The sequence below is a fragment of the Pedobacter chitinilyticus genome, assembly GCF_003313385.1.
Taxonomy (GTDB): domain Bacteria; phylum Bacteroidota; class Bacteroidia; order Sphingobacteriales; family Sphingobacteriaceae; genus Pedobacter; species Pedobacter chitinilyticus.
Map to the genome: position 1 here is coordinate 956,584 of NZ_QMHN01000001.1, position 18,679 is coordinate 975,262.

Annotated in this window: 14 protein-coding genes; 1 reads left to right on the forward strand and 13 read right to left on the reverse strand. The window is 39.4% G+C overall.

Annotation, left to right across the window (positions count from 1 at the left end; translation table 11 throughout):
• Positions 1-8: 8 nt before the first annotated feature.
• The 4 genes from miaA to DUT70_RS04125 form a co-directional block, all read right to left on the reverse strand.
• Complete coding sequence (gene miaA, locus DUT70_RS04110) at positions 9-944, reverse strand: tRNA (adenosine(37)-N6)-dimethylallyltransferase MiaA (protein WP_113646007.1); 936 nt, start codon at positions 942-944, stop codon at positions 9-11.
• A complete protein-coding gene (locus tag DUT70_RS04115; RefSeq protein ID WP_113646008.1) occupies positions 937-1,785 on the reverse strand; it encodes a hypothetical protein in 849 nt (282 codons plus the stop codon). Before DUT70_RS04115 ends, miaA begins: the two co-directional genes overlap by 8 nt.
• Positions 1,776-2,153 carry a hypothetical protein gene (locus DUT70_RS04120; RefSeq protein ID WP_113646009.1) on the reverse strand — a complete coding sequence of 126 codons (378 nt, stop codon included), beginning with the start codon at positions 2,151-2,153 and terminating at the stop codon, positions 1,776-1,778. The genes DUT70_RS04115 and DUT70_RS04120 overlap by 10 nt, the downstream gene beginning before the upstream one ends.
• Before the next feature lie 180 nt (positions 2,154-2,333).
• Positions 2,334-2,807, reverse strand: coding sequence for a YMGG-like glycine zipper-containing protein (locus DUT70_RS04125; protein WP_113646562.1), 474 nt, complete (start codon positions 2,805-2,807; stop codon positions 2,334-2,336).
• A gap of 385 nt (positions 2,808-3,192) precedes the next feature.
• On the opposite strand from DUT70_RS04125, the gene DUT70_RS04130 reads away from it, so the two are divergent.
• Positions 3,193-4,581, forward strand: a complete 1,389-nt coding sequence (locus DUT70_RS04130) for an MBL fold metallo-hydrolase RNA specificity domain-containing protein (protein ID WP_113646010.1) — start codon at positions 3,193-3,195, stop codon at positions 4,579-4,581.
• Here DUT70_RS04130 and DUT70_RS04135 read toward each other — a convergent pair.
• From DUT70_RS04135 to DUT70_RS04175, 9 genes are all read right to left on the reverse strand, one after another.
• Positions 4,578-5,561 carry a PorP/SprF family type IX secretion system membrane protein gene (locus DUT70_RS04135; RefSeq protein WP_113646011.1) on the reverse strand — a complete coding sequence of 328 codons (984 nt, stop codon included), beginning with the start codon at positions 5,559-5,561 and terminating at the stop codon, positions 4,578-4,580. The genes DUT70_RS04130 and DUT70_RS04135 overlap by 4 nt on opposite strands.
• A 1-nt stretch (position 5,562) precedes the next feature.
• Positions 5,563-6,462 carry a T9SS type B sorting domain-containing protein gene (locus DUT70_RS04140; RefSeq protein ID WP_128353286.1) on the reverse strand — a complete coding sequence of 300 codons (900 nt, stop codon included), beginning with the start codon at positions 6,460-6,462 and terminating at the stop codon, positions 5,563-5,565.
• A gap of 45 nt (positions 6,463-6,507) precedes the next feature.
• A complete protein-coding gene (locus DUT70_RS04145) occupies positions 6,508-7,254 on the reverse strand; it encodes a hypothetical protein (protein ID WP_113646013.1) in 747 nt (248 codons plus the stop codon).
• 37 nt (positions 7,255-7,291) lie between these two features.
• Positions 7,292-10,318: an Ig-like domain-containing protein gene (locus tag DUT70_RS04150; protein WP_128353287.1), complete on the reverse strand. Its 3,027-nt coding sequence runs from the start codon at positions 10,316-10,318 to the stop codon at positions 7,292-7,294.
• 356 nt (positions 10,319-10,674) lie between these two features.
• Positions 10,675-11,772, reverse strand: coding sequence for a hypothetical protein (locus DUT70_RS04155; RefSeq protein ID WP_128353288.1), 1,098 nt, complete (start codon positions 11,770-11,772; stop codon positions 10,675-10,677).
• A gap of 59 nt (positions 11,773-11,831) precedes the next feature.
• Positions 11,832-13,799 (reverse strand): alpha/beta hydrolase family protein, encoded by a 1,968-nt coding sequence (locus DUT70_RS04160; protein ID WP_113646016.1) that lies wholly within the window; start codon positions 13,797-13,799, stop codon positions 11,832-11,834.
• 51 nt (positions 13,800-13,850) lie between these two features.
• Positions 13,851-14,882, reverse strand: coding sequence for a pectate lyase (gene pelA, locus DUT70_RS04165; RefSeq protein WP_113646017.1), 1,032 nt, complete (start codon positions 14,880-14,882; stop codon positions 13,851-13,853).
• Between the two features lie 14 nt (positions 14,883-14,896).
• Positions 14,897-16,831 carry a glycoside hydrolase family 88 protein gene (locus DUT70_RS04170; protein WP_113646018.1) on the reverse strand — a complete coding sequence of 645 codons (1,935 nt, stop codon included), beginning with the start codon at positions 16,829-16,831 and terminating at the stop codon, positions 14,897-14,899.
• A 4-nt stretch (positions 16,832-16,835) separates the two neighbouring features.
• Positions 16,836-18,509: a glycoside hydrolase family 28 protein gene (locus DUT70_RS04175; RefSeq protein ID WP_113646563.1), complete on the reverse strand. Its 1,674-nt coding sequence runs from the start codon at positions 18,507-18,509 to the stop codon at positions 16,836-16,838.
• Positions 18,510-18,679 lie beyond the last annotated feature (170 nt).

Below are 18,679 nucleotides of genomic sequence, written 5' to 3' on the forward strand. Positions count from 1 at the left end.
AGATGCAATTATTTTAGATTAAAATACGGGGTTGCTAAATCAAAAGCTTGCTGTTTAACCAATGCTCGATCTTCAACCGCTTCAATCCAGTTAATTTTGACACCATCTTTTTCCATTTTACGGAAAAAAGTCATTTGTCTTTTTGCAAACTGACAGATGGCAATACCTAGTCGTTCTCTTAAGATATTTAAATTGATTTCATGCTTCAGAAAGGCGATCACAAACTTATATTCCAGTCCATAGAAAACCAACATTTCTTCACTTACGCCCTGCTTAAGCAAATCCTGTACTTCTTCAATGAGTCCACTAGAAAGACGTTCATCTAATCTTGACAGAATTTTATTTCTTCGGACATCCACTTCATTATACAGCCCGATCACCAAAGGTTTTAGTTTCGTTCTTTTTTCAGTTTTAAGATCGTGATAGCTTAAATATTCAGCTATTTCAATAGCCCTAATTAATCGTTTATGTGAACTGATATCCGCTTGTTCCCTTAATTGAGGCGGGTATTTATTTAGCTCATTTTGCAATTCATCCTTATTTAGTAAAAACAACTGTTTTCTCAATTGCTCATTTACTGGGATAGCGGTCAGCTCGTGATTTTGCAACAAGCTATGGATGTACATACCAGTGCCCCCACATAAAATTGGCAATTTACCTATGGTTTGTAGCTGATCAAATGCCTCGTAAAAATCATCCTTGAACGCATTCACTTGATAGCGCTGGCCAGCAGGTTTGATATCAATTAAGTGATATGGGACTTTTTGTCCATTAATTTCGTATTCAGAGAGGTCTTTTCCAGTTCCGATATCCATCCCTTTAAAAACTTGCCTACTATCTGCACTAATGACCTCACCATTAAAAGCATGAGCTAATTGTACCGCCAACTTGGTTTTTCCAACCGCTGTTGCACCAAGTACAATTAACAAATTTTTATCAGACATTCGTATAGAGATGATATTTGAGATTACCCGTATTAAATACTTTGATCCAGTCGATACTAGTCAAAAAACTATCCAAATTTAATACATTTTGAGCTTCAAAAGCGGTCATTATTTTTTTTGGCAAGCGATGCGCATAGTACCTTGTCATGGTGTTGGTGTCCACATAAAAAAATACCGAATCCGTATTTCCTGATAATTGAAAACCTAGTTTGTCATAACCTTTACCCAATGACCAATCCCGATCAGCATAGGTCATTAAATCGTTCACGCTTACTTTATCGAGAAAAGAAGCGATGAGTTTGCCTAGGCCGCCAGCGATGGTCACTCCAGTTTGCGTGGCAAAACGCACCAATTCTGCAGAGTTATAATGAGCTCCTTTGCTTTTCATCGGCCTCGATGCCGCAAAACAAGCTACTGCCTTAAGCTCCCCGTTAAACTTTAATCCTAAATTGTACTTCGTTTTGATATAACCTTGTAAGTGATGTCGCTCTAAAAAATCCTTGGCAGTTTCGGAATCGACCTCTTCTATTTTGCCTTTTCTACCATGTAAACTTTGATTTAGCCCGCAGAAAGAATGTATTCTACATAATACTTGTTCTCTTTTTTTTACCCAAACGTCTTCCCAAAGATGAACCAAAAAGATACCTTGTTGCGCATAAACGGCCTGTAGCGAGAGTAATTGTTGAGGTAAGAAATTAGCATTCAACGGTAAAAGATTAACATACACCCTTCCTTTGATCCCTACCACATAAAATGGATGTGTTTGGATTTCTTCTACAGCATGATATTGGTTTTGTACGGTTAAAAAGAAATCTTCCTGAAATAACGGATTTAAACCCACTCGTTCTGTCTATAAATTTTATAACCTTTATCCAAGGCGTCTGTAATATGTGACATTAATACCTCGTCAATTTTCTTAATGTGAAAGCATGATTTTCCTTTGAGCAATTTCAATAAATCTGGATGGACAAGTTCTCTAACCTCTGGATGAGTATAAAGCAGCATGAAATGAAGCGTAATGTCGCTTTTTAGCATTTTCAAACCAGCAAAATAGATTTCTTTTCTTTCACGACCTAACAAAACCACATTTTTTTCGCTCCAAAGGTCATATTCAGTTTCCGAATTTATCCTGCTAGTAAAACCCAATGCCTCGTAGGGTTGCATGCCTGCTCTAATGGTTTGAAAGATTTCGATCAAATCTGTTTTCATATGCATCAATGTTAATGGACGACGGCAAACTTAATAAGTTATTTTTTAATTATGATAACACTATTTACCTAGAAATGTTTCTGTAAATAAATAAGCGTCATTTTAAACTAATCTAAAATACACCGCAACAAAAAAGCGCCCATGCTTTTAGGACATGGGCGCTTATATATATGATAGAGTTTATTGTTTTTTCAGTACTCGGCCACTTTTTCTATCTTCGGCCCTACCAATGGCATAACCAGCTCCTGCGCCTGCCAAACCACCGATAATGGCTCCACGGGCGTTGTTTTTATCGATCAGCACACCACCAAGTGCACCAACTCCAGCACCAATGGCGGTACCTTTAGCTGCATCACTCCAACCTTTTTTCTTAGCTGGCGTAGTGGTTACACCTGCAGAAGAAGTAGTGACTGTACCACCAGAACTATAACTTGAAGAAGCACTACGTCTAGCAGCGGCTAATTCTGCTTGATGCCTTTCTTCTACCCTACGTTTTTCGGCTTCTACTTCTGCACGTTTAAAGCTATCCAGCCTGATGCTATCTCTATATTTAACAATTGCTTGTTGCTTTTCTAATTCAACTTGTTTGTCACTCTTACCGCAAGAGACCAAAACTGTTGCCCCAATTGCGATTACTGCTAATATATTTTTCATCGTTCCTTTTGTTTTAGTTGATGAAACCTTAAGCGGCTGCACCATTTAGTTTAAATTATGATAGGTAACAAAACGTTTTAGAAATAGTTTGCAGCTATTTCTATTTGCTTTTACCAAACCATATTGCCTTTCGAAAAAACTATGCCAAAGTATTATTCATGGTAAAAATGTTCTATATCCAAAAGAAGAAAACCCTCATTAAAACCGATATAAAACAGCACTTTAACACCTTTTTAAGAGTATCTCCACCATTTAATACTGTGTATAAGTAATACGTTTAATGAAGCGCTTGGTTGCTATTTAATTATCTAAAAATATTTAACGATTGTCGGCTATTCCATACAAAAAAACATATCTTGTACGATTATTTTTTTGATTGCGACGAATGAGGTTAACGATATGGGGTGCTGCACAGCAGGTTACGGGAAGCATGCACCTTTTACAACTAAACAACTATAATATTTTAATTGATTGCGGACTTGATTATGAGAAAGGCTCCTACCAAGAACAAAATTTATTCTTCCCTTTCAATCCTACAGAAATAGATTTAGTTATTTTAACTCATGCACATATTGACCATTCAGGAAACTTACCTACGTTGATCAGGATGGGTTATGATGGTCAGATTTTGTGTACTGGTCCTACGGCAGATTTGACCGAAATCCTACTATTTGATTCAGTAAACATCTTTTTAGGAAAGCAAAATAAAAAACACAGGGGTAGAAAAAGAGGCCATAGCGGGCCTCAACCTTTGTATCTTCAAAAGCATGTGATGGAAACCATGGATAGATTTGTCACCATTGGCTTTCATAAACTTTTTAAAATTAACGGCACCATTGAGTTAACGTTTGTTCCTGCGGGACATTTGCTTGGCGCTGCTTCGGTCATCTTAAACATTAATGAAGATGGTGTTTCTAAAAAAATAGCTTTTACGGGTGACATTGGCCGAAAGAATTATCCAGTATTGGTAGATCCAGACCCTTTACCTGCTGTAGATTATTTGATTTGTGAGTCCACTTATGGTGGTCGTTTGCATAGCAATGATACTTCACTAGATGATAAATTGGTAGAAGTAATTAATGAAACCTGCATTAAAAACCCAGGTAGATTGATTATTCCTGCATTTAGTATCGGTAGAACGCAGTCATTGATTTTTAAGCTGAACCAAATTTTCAATAAAGGCTTACTTCCGCCAGTAGAAATTTTTGTGGACAGTCCTTTGGCTAATTATGCTACAGAAATCTATCGTAAGCACCATCAATATGTAAGTGAAGAGGCCAAAAGCTTTTACTTGGATAAAGGAGACGAGTTTGAATTTGAGCACCTCACCTATTTGCGTACACAGAAAGAAAGCTTGGCGGTAAGCAATTACTTAGACCCTTGTATTATTATTTCTTCGGCAGGAATGCTGGAAGGCGGCAGAATTCAAGATCATATTTACTACAATATTCAAAACTATTACTGCACCATCCTATTTATTGGATATTGCGCCAAGGGCACTTTGGGTGATCGGTTATTACGTGGGGACCCAATCATCCGTTTGCGAAATAGAGATTTAATGGTTTATGCTAAAATAACAAAGACCGATTTATTGAGTGGACATGGCGACCATAACGACCTGATGAATATCGTTAGACAACAAGATGTAGCCAAATTGAAAAAAGTATTTCTGGTACATGGAGAAGCCAGCAGTTTAACCGCATTTAAAACTGCCTTACAAGAAGAAGGTTATGCCGTAGAAATTCCAGAACGTGGAATTAGTTACGAGCTTTAGAAATAACAGAAATTAACACGACGTTCTCTCTCATTCATAAAATTCCAACTTACGGAAATTTCATGGGTTGAGCCACTGTAGCCTGCCAAACTACCTACACTATGGTCGTAAGAATAACCTAACCTGAGTTTATCGCTAATGAAAAATTCGGCCATGCCAATCAGTGCATTGGTATTTCTGGTATTCCCTACCACGGCTGGTTTATTGTAGATTTTAATTCCTGTTCTGTAGCCAGCTCCTATCCATATCTTTTGTTTGAACAGAAAAAAAGCATTTAGATCTAATACCGTTGGACCAGCAATATCATCTTTAATCAAGAAAAATGGCTTGAAATCGATTTCGTATTCCACTAACGGAATCAATGTACCTGCTGTAAGGTAAAAATGTGGCTTAGGCGTAGGAAAATTGAAGTCCAGCTTCTTTTTATCCATCAAAAACCTTCCAATGATATTGTTTGCCGAGGCGCCGATGTACATTCGAGGGGTTGAAAAGAAAACGCCAGCACGCACGTCAGGGACTATTTCCTTCACCGTACCTGTTGGAATGAAATTATCGCCCAAGTCGCCTGGCTCCAACATATCGCCATAAATACCGAACTGTTGAAACCCAGCGCCCAATCCAAAGGCTAGTTTATTGGTTTCGTCTTCGTTCACTGGAAAACGATAAGCGTAATTTACAAAGGCTGAGAGGTTTTTTTGGGCACCCAATTGATCAGCAGACAAAATTAACGAAAGGCCAACCCTCTCATTTGGCATTAGCATGTCGGCCGCCATGGTGAAACTCTTAGGTGCACCATTAATGCCTGTCCACTGATTTCGGTAAGTGGCGTTGAGATTCAATCGCTCCCGGTAACCCGCATACGCAGGATTGATGTAAATCGCATTAAAAATATATTGACTGTACTGTGCGTCTTGTTGTGCAAAGCTTCCAAAGCTTTGCATTGTAAATAAAAAGATAATATACCAACTTCTTCTTCCCATACTATTTATCTCTTAATAAAGTGATATAACCCGTAACTGCACTTTGAGCGCCTTCCTTTGACACTAATTTGAGCACATAGTAATAAGTACCTTCACTTAAGCCTTCGCCACTCCAATTGTTAATGTAGCTCCCTGGGCTTCTATATACTTCGTTACCCCAGCGATTGAAAATAGCTAAACTGCTTTCCTTGTAAAGCTCAATTCCGTCTATTTTAAGTACATCATTTTTGCCATCACCATTAGGCGTAATCACATTTGGCACTTTAATATTGCCGATGATTTTCTTAACATCAGTAGAGGTGTTATTGCCCAAATCTGGATCTGGTAGTGTTGGATCTCCACCTGCCACCGTCACAGTATTGACGACATTACCCGCCATTGTTCCCTGTGCTTTAATTAACAAGGTGGCAGCTGGTCCTCCAGAGACTAGTAAAGGAATGGTCCAATTGATTCGCCCATTTACATATTCTGCTGTACCAAGCGAAGGTCTATCCATGGAGATAAATTTCAAATTTGGAGGAAAGATATCAGTCACTTGAACATTTGGATTGTCTGTGTTTTCGATATTGCGAACCGTAATCATATAGGTGAAAGGTTCATTTGGTCCCACAAATCGAGTTTCCGATTTTTTGATTACCTCCAAATTTGAATATTCAACAATTACTCTAAACACATCGGATAAATCAGATCCGCACCCCTCTTGACTGATGACTCTTACTTGGTAGTCACCAGCAGTAGTGGTATTGTACATAAAAGTGCTAGCTCCGGATATAGGTTGCCCATACCTGTACCATTGGTAAGAATATGTTCCATTTGGATTATCGACTCTAAGATGCGCCGTTCCTCCCTGTCGTATTCTTACTTCATTGGCGGTCTGCGCTTTTACAATTGTTACTTGCAAAAGCAGTAAAACCAAGTATGTCAGCCTCCGAAGCTTCACTATTTACTAGTTAACCAAAGAAATTGTTGGTTTGCCTGGTTTAGGTGTTACAGTGATTGATTGAGATGTAGTTGCTGACACTTCGCATCCTGCACCTGCTCTTAGTACCCCTGGGTTACCTGGCAAAAGTGTATAATTTACGGTTGCATTAAATACATAAGTTCCAGCTTGAGTAGCTGTTAAAGTAAATATATTTTGATTAGTGGTGCTTGCATTGCTAGAACCGATAGAAGTAATTGGCGTTACAGGGTTTCCGTTAAATGTAGCCGACCAAGTGTAAGTGTAGCCAACACCATCAGGAAGCGAAGCAGCAGGTGTTGCTGTAGCTGTAATTTGCGAGCTCGCCGCTGGACCGCTTGCGTCACCGCAATAAGTAGAGTTAGTTGGTGCGCTTAACGCCAATGTTTTATTTGGAAGTTTATAAACCGAAAACGGATCAGATGGGTCACCTAAACAGCCTGCGGCCGATTCTATACGTGTGGTGTAGTTGTGCGAACCAACGGTTAAATTGTTTGGAACCGTATAATTGGTTGAATTGGCCACAGAATAGGTATAAACAGCTACTTCTGTACCTGCTAAATACCAGTGTACCTTATCACCAGCAGTTAAAGTTGATTCTTCGGGCATGTGAAGTGTTGCCGTAGCATTATCACACAAATAAACATCGTAGTAGGTTTGAGCGTAACTAGAAAAAGTTAAGCCCAAAAGCAGAATTAAGGTAGTAATGACGTTGCGAGTAATTGTTGTTTTCATTGTTTTCGGGTTTGTAATGTTCTATTTAATATTGTTGTTAATTGACAAGTTGAATATGTGCCTTAATTGGATATGGCGTAATCACGATTTGAAATGCCAGATTGCCACTGCTATCACCAGCTGCATTTTTTACTCGTAACAATCCGTGGTAAGTACCCACTGGAACAGCAGTAGGCACAGCTATGTTAATATTAGCGCTGGTGGCTGGAGTAACAATAGCAGGCAATGTAACATCTGTTACGTTTACAAGTCCAGCCGTTTGAGCATTATTATCCCATACAATACTGTAAGTAATTGGGTTTACTCTTGGATTGGTATAAGGAAGCAGTACAGTTGTTTCGCCTATGCAAATACTTTGAGTAGGTTGTAATGTAACCAACGGAGGTTCTCTTACGATATAAGTTTCTGAATAAGAACAGTTATTGGCATCCGTTACTGTTAGTGTATATTGGCCCGGAGATAGATTGCTGATATCTTTAGTTGTAACTACACTTCCATTTGGATATTCCCAGCGATAAGTATGTGTACCAACACCTCCAGTAGAAACTACGGAAATAGCCCCATCGTTTGCTCCATAGGTGCTAATGTGAATAATTGTTTCTGTTAGATCTAATAATGGCTTAGGTTGATTAATGGTCAACGTCCCTATATCATAAGCACCTAGAGGATCGGTTACCCTAAATTGGATGTTAATAGTGCCGAAAAATCTAACTAATGGAATAAAAACAAAGGTTCCATTTGGATTTAAAGTTAGCGTACCTTTAGAAGTGTCGTATGTTCCTTCTAGCGAATAAACTAGTGTTGAAGCGGTATGTGCGGCATCAGGATCTGTTGCGGTAAGTTGGCCTTCTGCCTTCGTATCGCATTCAATCACATCAACTTCTAAATTATTTGGACGAGGTTTTGCATTAATGTGAACATCTTCTCCTGTTGAAGCAATTAAATTACCGTTGTAATTGACTCCGTTAACATTACCTGCACCGCCTGTTTCGTATGATGTATTACTTCCTGCAAACCCATTTGTAGCTGCTGTGACTCTCCTGTTTGGATTTGCAGAAGTACGTGTTGGATCCAGATAAGTTGCTTGTGCACTCGCATGATGCATTCCTTCTGCCACATTGTTTGCAATATTTACATTAATAGTAAATACCACTTGGCCACCTGGAGGAATGTTATAGGCATCGGCTAAGTTAGCAGAACCGATATAGTACACACCGCCTACCAAGTTTACTGGAGGATTAGTAGCCCCAGCAGTTCCTCCTACCAAACTTGCTGTAATAGAGGTTAAAGTAAAGCCTGTTGGTAATTTTAATTCTGCTTGTACCCCACCCGCATTTCCACCAGTGGTGCTATTTGTAAGCGTTAAGGTATAAGTAGCAGTAGTTCCTGGATTTCTACTTCCTGGAATACCTGGATTTGCTTCTGTTAGTACAGTGGTAAGGGTTGGGTAGCATATTTGTCCACCACCTTGTAAGTGAGGAGGCAAACTTGCACTGGTAAAAGCGACTACTTGGCCTGCGGTTCCGTTACCAGCTTCGTGATTAGTACCAGCTCCGTTGTCTGCTCGTCCAGAAACACCAAGAGCTACCGAAGTAGCAACGGTAGCACCTGGAACGTTGTGATAGATTACTCCGCCACCGCCTCCACCGCCAGGTCCATGTTCATTGCCTGCATCATTTAACGTATTACCACCACGTCCGCCATTAGCTTGTATAGTTAAATTTGCTCCGGCACTATTGGTTAAAGATCTTACAAAGATAGTTCCACCGGCACCACCGCCACCAGCACCATCCGGAGCACTACCATATACACCTGGTTGGCCGTTACCTCCGTTAGACATGATCAAACCTGCACCCGTAATTTTCTCCACATTCACCAAGATGATACCTCCTCCAACACCTCCTTTTACACCTGTAGTGGCATTGTTGGCATCTCCACCACCGCCACCACCGCCCATAATTAAGCGGGTAATATCTACTGGTATAAGACTTCCAGGTCGGCCGCCGCTAGGGAAAGTATTAGGATTGGCATGTCCTTCCCAGCCCTTACCACCTACACCGCCGTAACCGCCATTGCCGCCCCCGCCGCCACCAGAGTTATGGTCGTTTCCGCCCCCACCGCCATTAGCTGGGGCTCCTTTTCCATATGAGCCTCCTGGCAAGCCTTCGTCTATATTGTCAAAATCTTTATAGCCGTCAAACATATATCTTGGCGTTCCAGCTATCCCCTCGCCTTTTCCAACCGAGGTAGTGCTGGTTGAAGGGGTTACGTAAACGCTGTTTGTATTGTTTGCAGAACCAGCAACTGGACCAAATCCGCCTCTAAACCCTTTCTCAGAGGCATCAATTTTAAAACCGCCGAAATTCATATTTCCAGCAACGTCAAAAGCGATTACTCCACCAGCCTTTCCATTATATGGCACGGTGGTAATATCGGCAGTAAGTGTTAAGTTAGAATATTGAGGCACTCTAACAATTTGAAATCGTCTTTGCCCTCTTGTAGCGGTGGGCGCTGCATTTACATAGGTGTTAACTACTCCATTTCCTGCTCCAGCACCGCGAAAATTCAAAGTACCGCCAGTGATGGGAACAATATTTAGTGCAATTACATATTCAAATTTCCCTGAGAAACCGATGTTTGTGTATCCGGTACCACCTAGGCCATCGGCACCGCTGTTATTTGTTCCGCTACCATACTGATTATTGTTGTTGTAATTAATCAATGCATCCTGCATTTGAATGATTAAAATTAAATCACCAGGACGAATGCCTATGTTACCGTAGTTGTTTCCATAAGCATCGGTGGCAGGAACGCCTTCTAAAAGAATTGAATTTTGACCAGCATTTAAAGTCTTATCTCCTGATACTGGATAATAGGTGTTGATGGGATTGGTATTGGTACTTGGCCCATCGATACCTGAAGTACCGCAAACTTGAGCTTTTGAATGAATAGAAAACAGAAGCAAGCATATGATAAAGCAAATGCTCAACATAGGATATCGTTTACATGCCACAAATTTTAGCACAATACTTTCCAGCATCGCTGTTAGATATTTGCGCTTCATCTGCTTAAATACTTTATTCCGAGCGGTATAAAACTTTAACAAACCTTGTGTATTCTGTTATTGTGTTGGCCATGCATTCCTTAAAATTTTCAGCTTTTTAAGGAATTATCGTCTCGAAAATAAATGATATTTTACACATAGTGAAATTATTTCCACAGTTATTTTAAAATAGCGTATTAACGTCATTTTAATGAGTATTTTTTTCCCCAACACTAACACTTAACATTGCTTTAACATACCGTTAAAACGGTAGCCTAATTCCCCAATTTTACACAACAAAAAAGTCGTTGCTCATATATGCAACGACTTAAAATTTAACTAATTAACGAGGTTAATTTCAGTACATAGAATTCCTCTTACTTACTTTTAAAATTGTAGCCGTACCACTTGTTTAAAAAGCCAATAATTGCTCTATTAAATCTTTCGCCAGCAACTTCTCTAATGCTTTCTGTATTTCTCACTGTAATTCCAGGAGTTTCGGCCTGTATCGAAGATATTTTATCTTGGAAACCTTTAGTTGCCCCAGAAATGGTTGTTCCATATTTACGGGTGCAATATCCTCCGTTAAAATAGGGTCTCTTTTTAGCATTACCCTCTGCATCAGTCCCGAACAAAGTAGCATTTGCTTCGAGCGTTTTCAAACCAGGTGCAGGTACGGCTACTATCTTCTCCGTTTCCAATAAACCTCCAAAACTATAAGGGCCTCTAATCAACTCCGAAAAACGCACTTGCGGGTTGGCTTTAGCGATAGCCGCAATAGATGATGAATCTGCCAATTTATCCAAATATTCGTCACTTTGTGAAATGGCGTAATTACTTAAACCGTAACCTAATTCGGTTTGGTCTATAAACTTACTTTCCAAAGATTTACCACTCACAGAAACATAAGTTTGCGGATTTTGATAAGTATGTGCCTGTCCATGCAAATCTAGAAACAAAGCACCTTTATCTTTCTTTTGATATTCGGCCATGTAACTGATGGCTGCCTTTAACAAACCATGGTAACTTAAGTAGCTGTTTTTTGCATCTTCATTGGTATATCTTTTATCCACATCGGTTGGAAATGTATTGGGATCCATACGTTTTCTGGCAATGGTGTTGATTACAATCCAAGCTCGCTTTTTGGTAGAAGATTTGAAATTTGAGGCAATTTCGAAAGCTAAGGGCAAAGTATTGATGTCTCTACCTGTGGTACCTGTTTCGGGAATTTCGGGACTACCGATATTTGTTCCATCATGAGGAACGCCCAATATCAAGGGAGCGTCTTCATCTCCAACCACCAGTTTTACATACTGCTTAAAACCATAAACGGTATCTCCAGGCTTGTACGCTTTTCCTTCGTAGGTAAAAGTGTTTTCGATTTTTTTCTTACTGTTTCTAAATGACAAAGCGATCAGCAAAAACAACGGTAAGACTATTGCTGCGTATTTAATTCTAGGTTGCGTATATCTCATTAGACTATCTGTTTTAAGATAGACTGTAGTTTCGGGGAAATGGCTCGATAAAATTTAAATTATTTATGAAAAGAAATTTCAGTAGATTTTATCCAAGAGACCATATCGGGAATGTCATAATATTCAAGAATGCTATTTACGACTAACCCATACCTGTCTTTGACCAAAGGTTGCTTAAGGATTTGCTGATAGCTTTCAAGACACTGGTATAAATGAAGTTTGTTGATCTCTGGCGTAAAGAATGCCGCATGTAATGCTGCTACGCCAACATTTCCTTTCGTGTTGACCTCTATTACAGCTCCAGAAAGTTGTTGATTACCAGAAATAAAATCCAAAAGCGTAGCGATGTCTTCTGCCCTTTGCCCAATCAACGGTTCGCCAATATGCAGGGCTAACATGGCATTACGATAGTCTTTACTAAAATATTTTGGGTCATTCATTTCAGTCTTATCCATCGTTTCTCCAGTTCCACGGAGATCAGCGAAAATATAGGCAGTGTTTTCATCGGAAACATCTACGCTATCTATTAATTTACTCTTTCCTTCATCACTCAACCAAATGACTACATTTTTCACCTTAGTTTTAGGATAAGCGATCAAAGCTGGCAGAGGAATTTCATCGTCTTTTCGGATAATCAATTTCTCAAAAGACAAACCCTTTACTTGAACTTCACCTGCTTTTTCGACATTAGGCTTTCGTGAATTTAAATTGATACTTAACAGATTTTGAATAGCTTTTTTGCGTTGTATTTCACCCAATTTTGCAAATGCTTTACGGGTTTCGGCGTATTGTTCATAAAGCAATTCGTTCTTATTCTGAACGGTTACTTCTTCAGGAAAACTTAAGCTCACCTTTTGCTTTGCACTGGAAAATAAACCCATATCGGTTAAAGCAACCAACTCTGGTTCTACAATTACTCGATCATCGTTATAAAACCATTTGCGAAGCCATTGTACCGCTTTTTCTCGTTTAGGTTTCGAAATGCCATGACCATCATCAAAGGTAAATAAGGATAATTTTTCAGGGTGGCCAAGACTAGCATAAACCTTTTTCAGATCATTAAATGATTGCAAAGTTCCATTGTAATCGATAAAATCGTACCTACCTGCAAGTACCAACGTAGGTTTTGGAGCAGCGGCAATTAGGTAATCGCTCATTTCCAAGTGTTGCGCACCTTCATTTGGAATTTGTGCGCATCCATCTGCTGCTCCAGTAGTGGCCAAGGTATTTTCACGACTGGCCAAATAGCTGCAAGGCACTATCGCTTTCACCCTACTGTCAATAGCGGCAAAGTAAATCGTTTGCATTCCACCTCCGCTATTGCCTACACAAGCAATTTTAGAAGTGTCGACTTCCTTTCTGGTCAGCAAATAATCCAAACCACATTGATTGTCAAATAATTCATAGGCTGCAACTGAAGTGCCCAATAAGTTGGAAGATAAATTGAGCAATGTATGTTCGGTGGTAGAACCTCTGGTCAATGATTTCCCATTTGCATCCGTTAATTGAACCCGTTCACTCTGGGAAATAGGATCGATGACAAAAACAACAAAACCATTTTTGGCTAATAAAATAGCAGTTTTTTGGTAGCTTTCAGTGGCTTTGGAGACATCTTCATGTCCACAAAAAAGCAATACGGCAGGAAGTTTCCCCTTTGCATTTGGAACGTATAAATTAGCCGTTACATGATGGTCTTGAAAACTTTGATAAATGATTTTCTCGATCTTGTATCCGTCTTGTGCTATGGCACCTGTTATTTGAGCATTTAACGTCGCCTTTTGAGGCAATTTTCTAAACAAGTTTTTAGCCTCTTGCTTTACCCTTTCAATATAAGCGAGTGTTTGCGCTTTGGTTTTTAATGCTTTGGAAAAATCAGCGTTACGTTTTTCGTATTGTTTCCGCATTTGCTGCACCAAATAGATATTTAAACTTACATCAGCTTTCCAGTCAAGGACATTATATTGCTTTTGGGCTAAGGTATAAAAGCTCGAAAGAATTAATAGGAAAATTGGAATTCGTTTCAGCATAGTTTGAGATTCCTCCTATCGTCGGAGTGATACATCACAGATAACTGCGTGTTATCCGCCGTTAGACTTTAACCATTTAGGATATTCTTTTGCTAGTAAATTCTGCGCAAATGTACCGTACCAAGCATAGCCCACTCGTCGCTCCTTGCTAATTTCCTCTACGCTAGCTTTAACAGAATTATCACGGTCTCCAAATACAGGCTTGTTGGTGTTTAAGTCATAAAAACGGGCCCAACTGATTGCCTGGGCATCCGCCACTAAACCTTTATCATTATTAGCAATACTGCCATATTTATACCCCACAATTTTAGTACTTTCAAACCAATCCACTGCATTTTTAATGGCTGTTTTAACTTCCATTGAAGGATTTTTCAACTTCATTAGAAACCTTACAATTCCCACTGATTCTCCTGTGCTTAAAGATGCAGGCTCAAAAGCCCGTGCTTTAGCAGGCTTCAAAGTATTTTCATCATATTGCGCTGCCCAAATCACGGGCTTGCCATTTTGAAGTACTTGAGTTTTTAAAACGCAATTAATGCCATTTTTTAAGGCCTTTTCTGCTTTAGGCAAATAACTAGCATTTACTACCTCAAAGCCGTTTGTTTGATATACAATATTTAACATGATCGTTAACGCATTGATCATTGCGTTATCATTATAGGTAATTTCCGCTCTGTAACTGCTTTTATCAGGGTAATATTGTGGCCATCCACCATTGGCATATTGTGCCTTTAAAAGGTAGTCAATCCCTTTTTCCGCCGCCGTCAAATAAGCTTTATTAGCAGTTTGTTTGTAAGCCAAAATCAAAGCGTTGATTTCCCTACTGGTGGCGTTATTATCAATAGTGGCATGAAGTGCCGATGTAGCCTTTATTTTCTGCAATAATGCCTCTGTAAGTGGATGCTCGTATTTCACCACACTTTTATCTTCCAATTGCTTAGGCCAACCACCATTGCTCAACTGATAAACTAGCATTTTCTCCGCAATACTATCTGTTTTAACGTTAGCATTAGTTGTATTTTGTGCCGTTGCACAGCTGCTTAAACCTATACAAGCAATTAGAATACCTAGGACATTTCTCATTTCAAATTTCAATTTTATTTCTTCGCAGCAGTTTGTTTTGCCAACCAATTCACAAGTTCTTGACTTGCCTCAAAGTTTTTATAATTGGCAGGAAGTTTTCTTCCATCTACATACTCATTATACAACCATGGATCGCCAATCACAAAAACAGTTCCCTTTCCAAATTTTGTTACCGAAATCACGTCATCGCCATCTTTATCTTTTAGGATAGATTTAGCATTTCCTGATAATTTCAAACTGCTATATTCTTTAATGAACAAGTCTTTTGGCTTGAAAATTTCATTGCCAGATGGAACAATCACCTTTGCAGTTTCGAAATTAGTCGCCACAGGCACCGTTCCTTTGCTGTCTCCGTTAAAGTGTACCCCAAAAACGTTTGCCAGTTTATTGAAATTGGTCAGTTCTACATTAGGTGCATCGTTACCCATTAAAACCAACACACCTCCCAATTTCACCCATTCGCTAATTTGCTTGACATCAGCAGCCGAAATGAAATTTGGGTTCGGATTTTCCTTTTCAAAATCAGGGTCTACAATGATATAAACCGCTGCATTTTTCAAATTAGCTTGCGTTGGTGCTTGGTATAGCGTTTTCAATTTGAAACCTGAATTTTGGAACTGTTCGCCCCAAAAAGAAAAACCACCATTAGGTCTTTCATCCCATTTATAATGCCACGACTGATCGTTACCACTTTGATCTTTCTTCGTTTCGTTATTGAAATAAGAATCCAAAACCACCGTTTTTCCTTTTCCTATTTTAGGTGTAGCCGCTATTTCCATTTCATTGGCAGCCAACAAGAAAGCGCCCACTCCCTTTGGATCGTTGGTAATCACTTTTTCGCTCACATAATATTCGTAGCTGCCATCACGGTAGGGTTTACCACCCAGGCCCGATACTTCTACCGTTCCTTTCAAGTTCACCTTTCCAGCAGCTCGCTGTTCAATAAATTCCTTCTGAATACCTTTATAACCTTTATCAGCTACCGCAAAATATGACGCAGGTAACCAGCCATTCCTAACGGCCTTGGCAAAGGTGTACACAAACATGCTCGAAGCTGATGCCTCCAAATAATTGCCCTTTCCAGTAGGCTTATCCAAAACATCAAACCATAAACCACTCTTAGGATCTTGTACCTTTTGTAAAGCTTGCGCAAATCGATTTAGAATAGCAATAATCTCCTTTTTACGAGGATGATTTTCAGGGAAGTTCTCCAATACATCTACCATTGCCATTCCATACCAGCCCATGGCCCTGCCCCAAAAATTAGGCGATTTACCTGTAGTTTTATTCGCCCAAGCTTCTGCTTTCGATTCATCCCATCCATGGTAAAGCAAGCCTGTTTTGACGTCTCTGGCATTTTTCTCCATCCACACAAACTGATTGGCAATGTCGTCAAAAGCTTTTTCGTCTTTTACCAAAGCAGCGTATTCTGCATAAAAAGGTTGTCCCATATACAAACCATCTAACCACATTTGGTAAGGATAGATTTTCTTATGCCAAAAACCACCTTCTTTGGTTCGTGGGTGTTGTTTCAATTGCTCCCACAACGTGGTTGCCGCAGTAAAGTACTTCTTGTTTCCAGTAACCTTGTACAACGTAAGCAAAACACGGCCATTTTTAACGTTGTCGATATTAAAGTCCGTCTGTTTGTATCGTTCAATTTTTCCTTCTTTAGTCACAAAGAAATCCATGCTTTTTTGCATGTACTTGAAATATTCACCATTTCCAGTTCTTCGCCAAACACCATCAATTCCCTCTAAAACCACACCTTGGTCATAAGCCCATTTCACCTTTTTAGGCACCTCTGGATTAAGGTTTAAAGAATCCTTCCAGATTTCCATTACCGTTGCAGCCATTTGCTGCGAAAGTGGTTGTATTTGAGCCACTGCGTTAAACGATAAAACCGATGAAGCAACAGCTACAATACTATAGTTAAAAACCCTGTTCATGTACTTACTTGTTGATTTGTAATGATTTTTCTTGAGCACCCGCCAAAAACTCCGATTTCTGCTGCGCTTTTGAAACGTCTAGGCCCGAAGTTTTAATGTTACTGTTTCTATCTCCGCTAATTCTGAAAAGTAAATCAGCACTGTTATAACTGATATTTTTTAGCGTTACATCATTACCATTTTGAATATTAATTAGTGGGTTACCATGCTCAATGGTCAACTTCACATTATTTAAGTTAATTTTTTTACCTTCCTGTATATCAATTCCTTTTTTCGATTTGATGTTGATATTATTTAGGTTGATATTGACAATACTCATTTCAGGTAAACCACGTACAAAAATGGCTTTCTCAGCACCATCACAAACCACATTGTCAATATAAAAATCTTTAAAAACTGGTGTTTCTTCCGTTACAGGCAAGGCTTCTACTTTTGGAGCCTCACGTTTATCGCCCACTAAAGCAATAGGGTCAACCGCCGCATAATACATGTCAAACAAAATAGCTTCCCCTGGAATATCCATCATGCTAATGTTTTTAATATGGATGTTCTCCACCACACCACCTCTACCTCTAGTAGTTTTAAAACGCAGGCCAATATCAGTACCAATAAAAGTACAATCGTAAACAAAAATGTTCTTAGCACCACCACTCATTTCACTGCCAATTACAAAACCACCGTGCGCATGATAAACCGTACTATTTCTTACAATCACATTCTCAGTTGGCATAGCACGTTGTCTGCCCCAAGCGTCACGACCCGATTTAATACAAATGCCATCATCACCCACATCAAAAGTGCTATTTTCAATCAATACGTTTTTGCACGATTCGATATCAATACCATCCCCATTTTGTGCATACCAAGGGTTTTTAGCGTAAACATTTCTCACCGTTACGTCTTCGCACATGAGTGGATGAATGTTCCAAGCTGCCGAATTTTGAAAAGTAACGCCTTCTAACAATACCTTTTTGCATGAAGTAAATACCAACAGGTTTGGACGAAAGAAATCCTTAATAGAATCGTAGTATTCAGCATTCTTATCTGTTCTAATTTCTCCTGGATTACCTTTTATTTTTGACCCCTCTAAACTCTTTTGCGAAGGATACCAGGTCTTTTTATCCTCCGAAAGTACACCACCCGAAGCTACTAAGTTTTTCCATTGGGTTTCTGTCAGCTTACTTTTCTTCACCATTCGCCAAGCGTCGCCACCACCATCAACAATCCCATAGCCAGTTACAGCAATATTGGTTTGGTTAGTAGCCCATAGCGGCGATTGATTACGCATTTGTGGCAAACCCTCCCAATTACTTTGCACTAAATGATACTGGCTAAAATCCCTGGTGAACTGTAAAATAGCATTTTTTTGAAGGTGCAGGTTAACGTTACTTTTTAGCTCAATGGGTCCAGTAATCCATAAACCTTTGGGCACCAATACCACCCCGCCGCCTTTTTTGTTACAGGCAATAATGGCATCGTTAATATTTTTAGTCACTAAAGTTACCCCGTCGCCTTTAGCGCCATAGTTAACAATATTGAAAGTATCTTTTTTGAAAGAAGTTTGAGCTACTACTGGCAGGTTATTAAACGAATAGGCTTTTGGAGAAGCCTTTTGCGCCTGCAAAAAAATCGGCGCAGCAATCATCACGGCAAATATCGAAGCTACAATTTTCTTCATGTTCATGTGTATATTTATAAATGGTTATTTAAGTTATGAGTTACTTGTTTGGTGTTACGCGTACTGTTCGTCCTTCGAAACGTACATCAATAACCCACAATCCGCAACACTATTCTATAACAAGTCTACACAGTTTGGGCCAGTAAACGAACTAAAAGCCCGAAAATAAC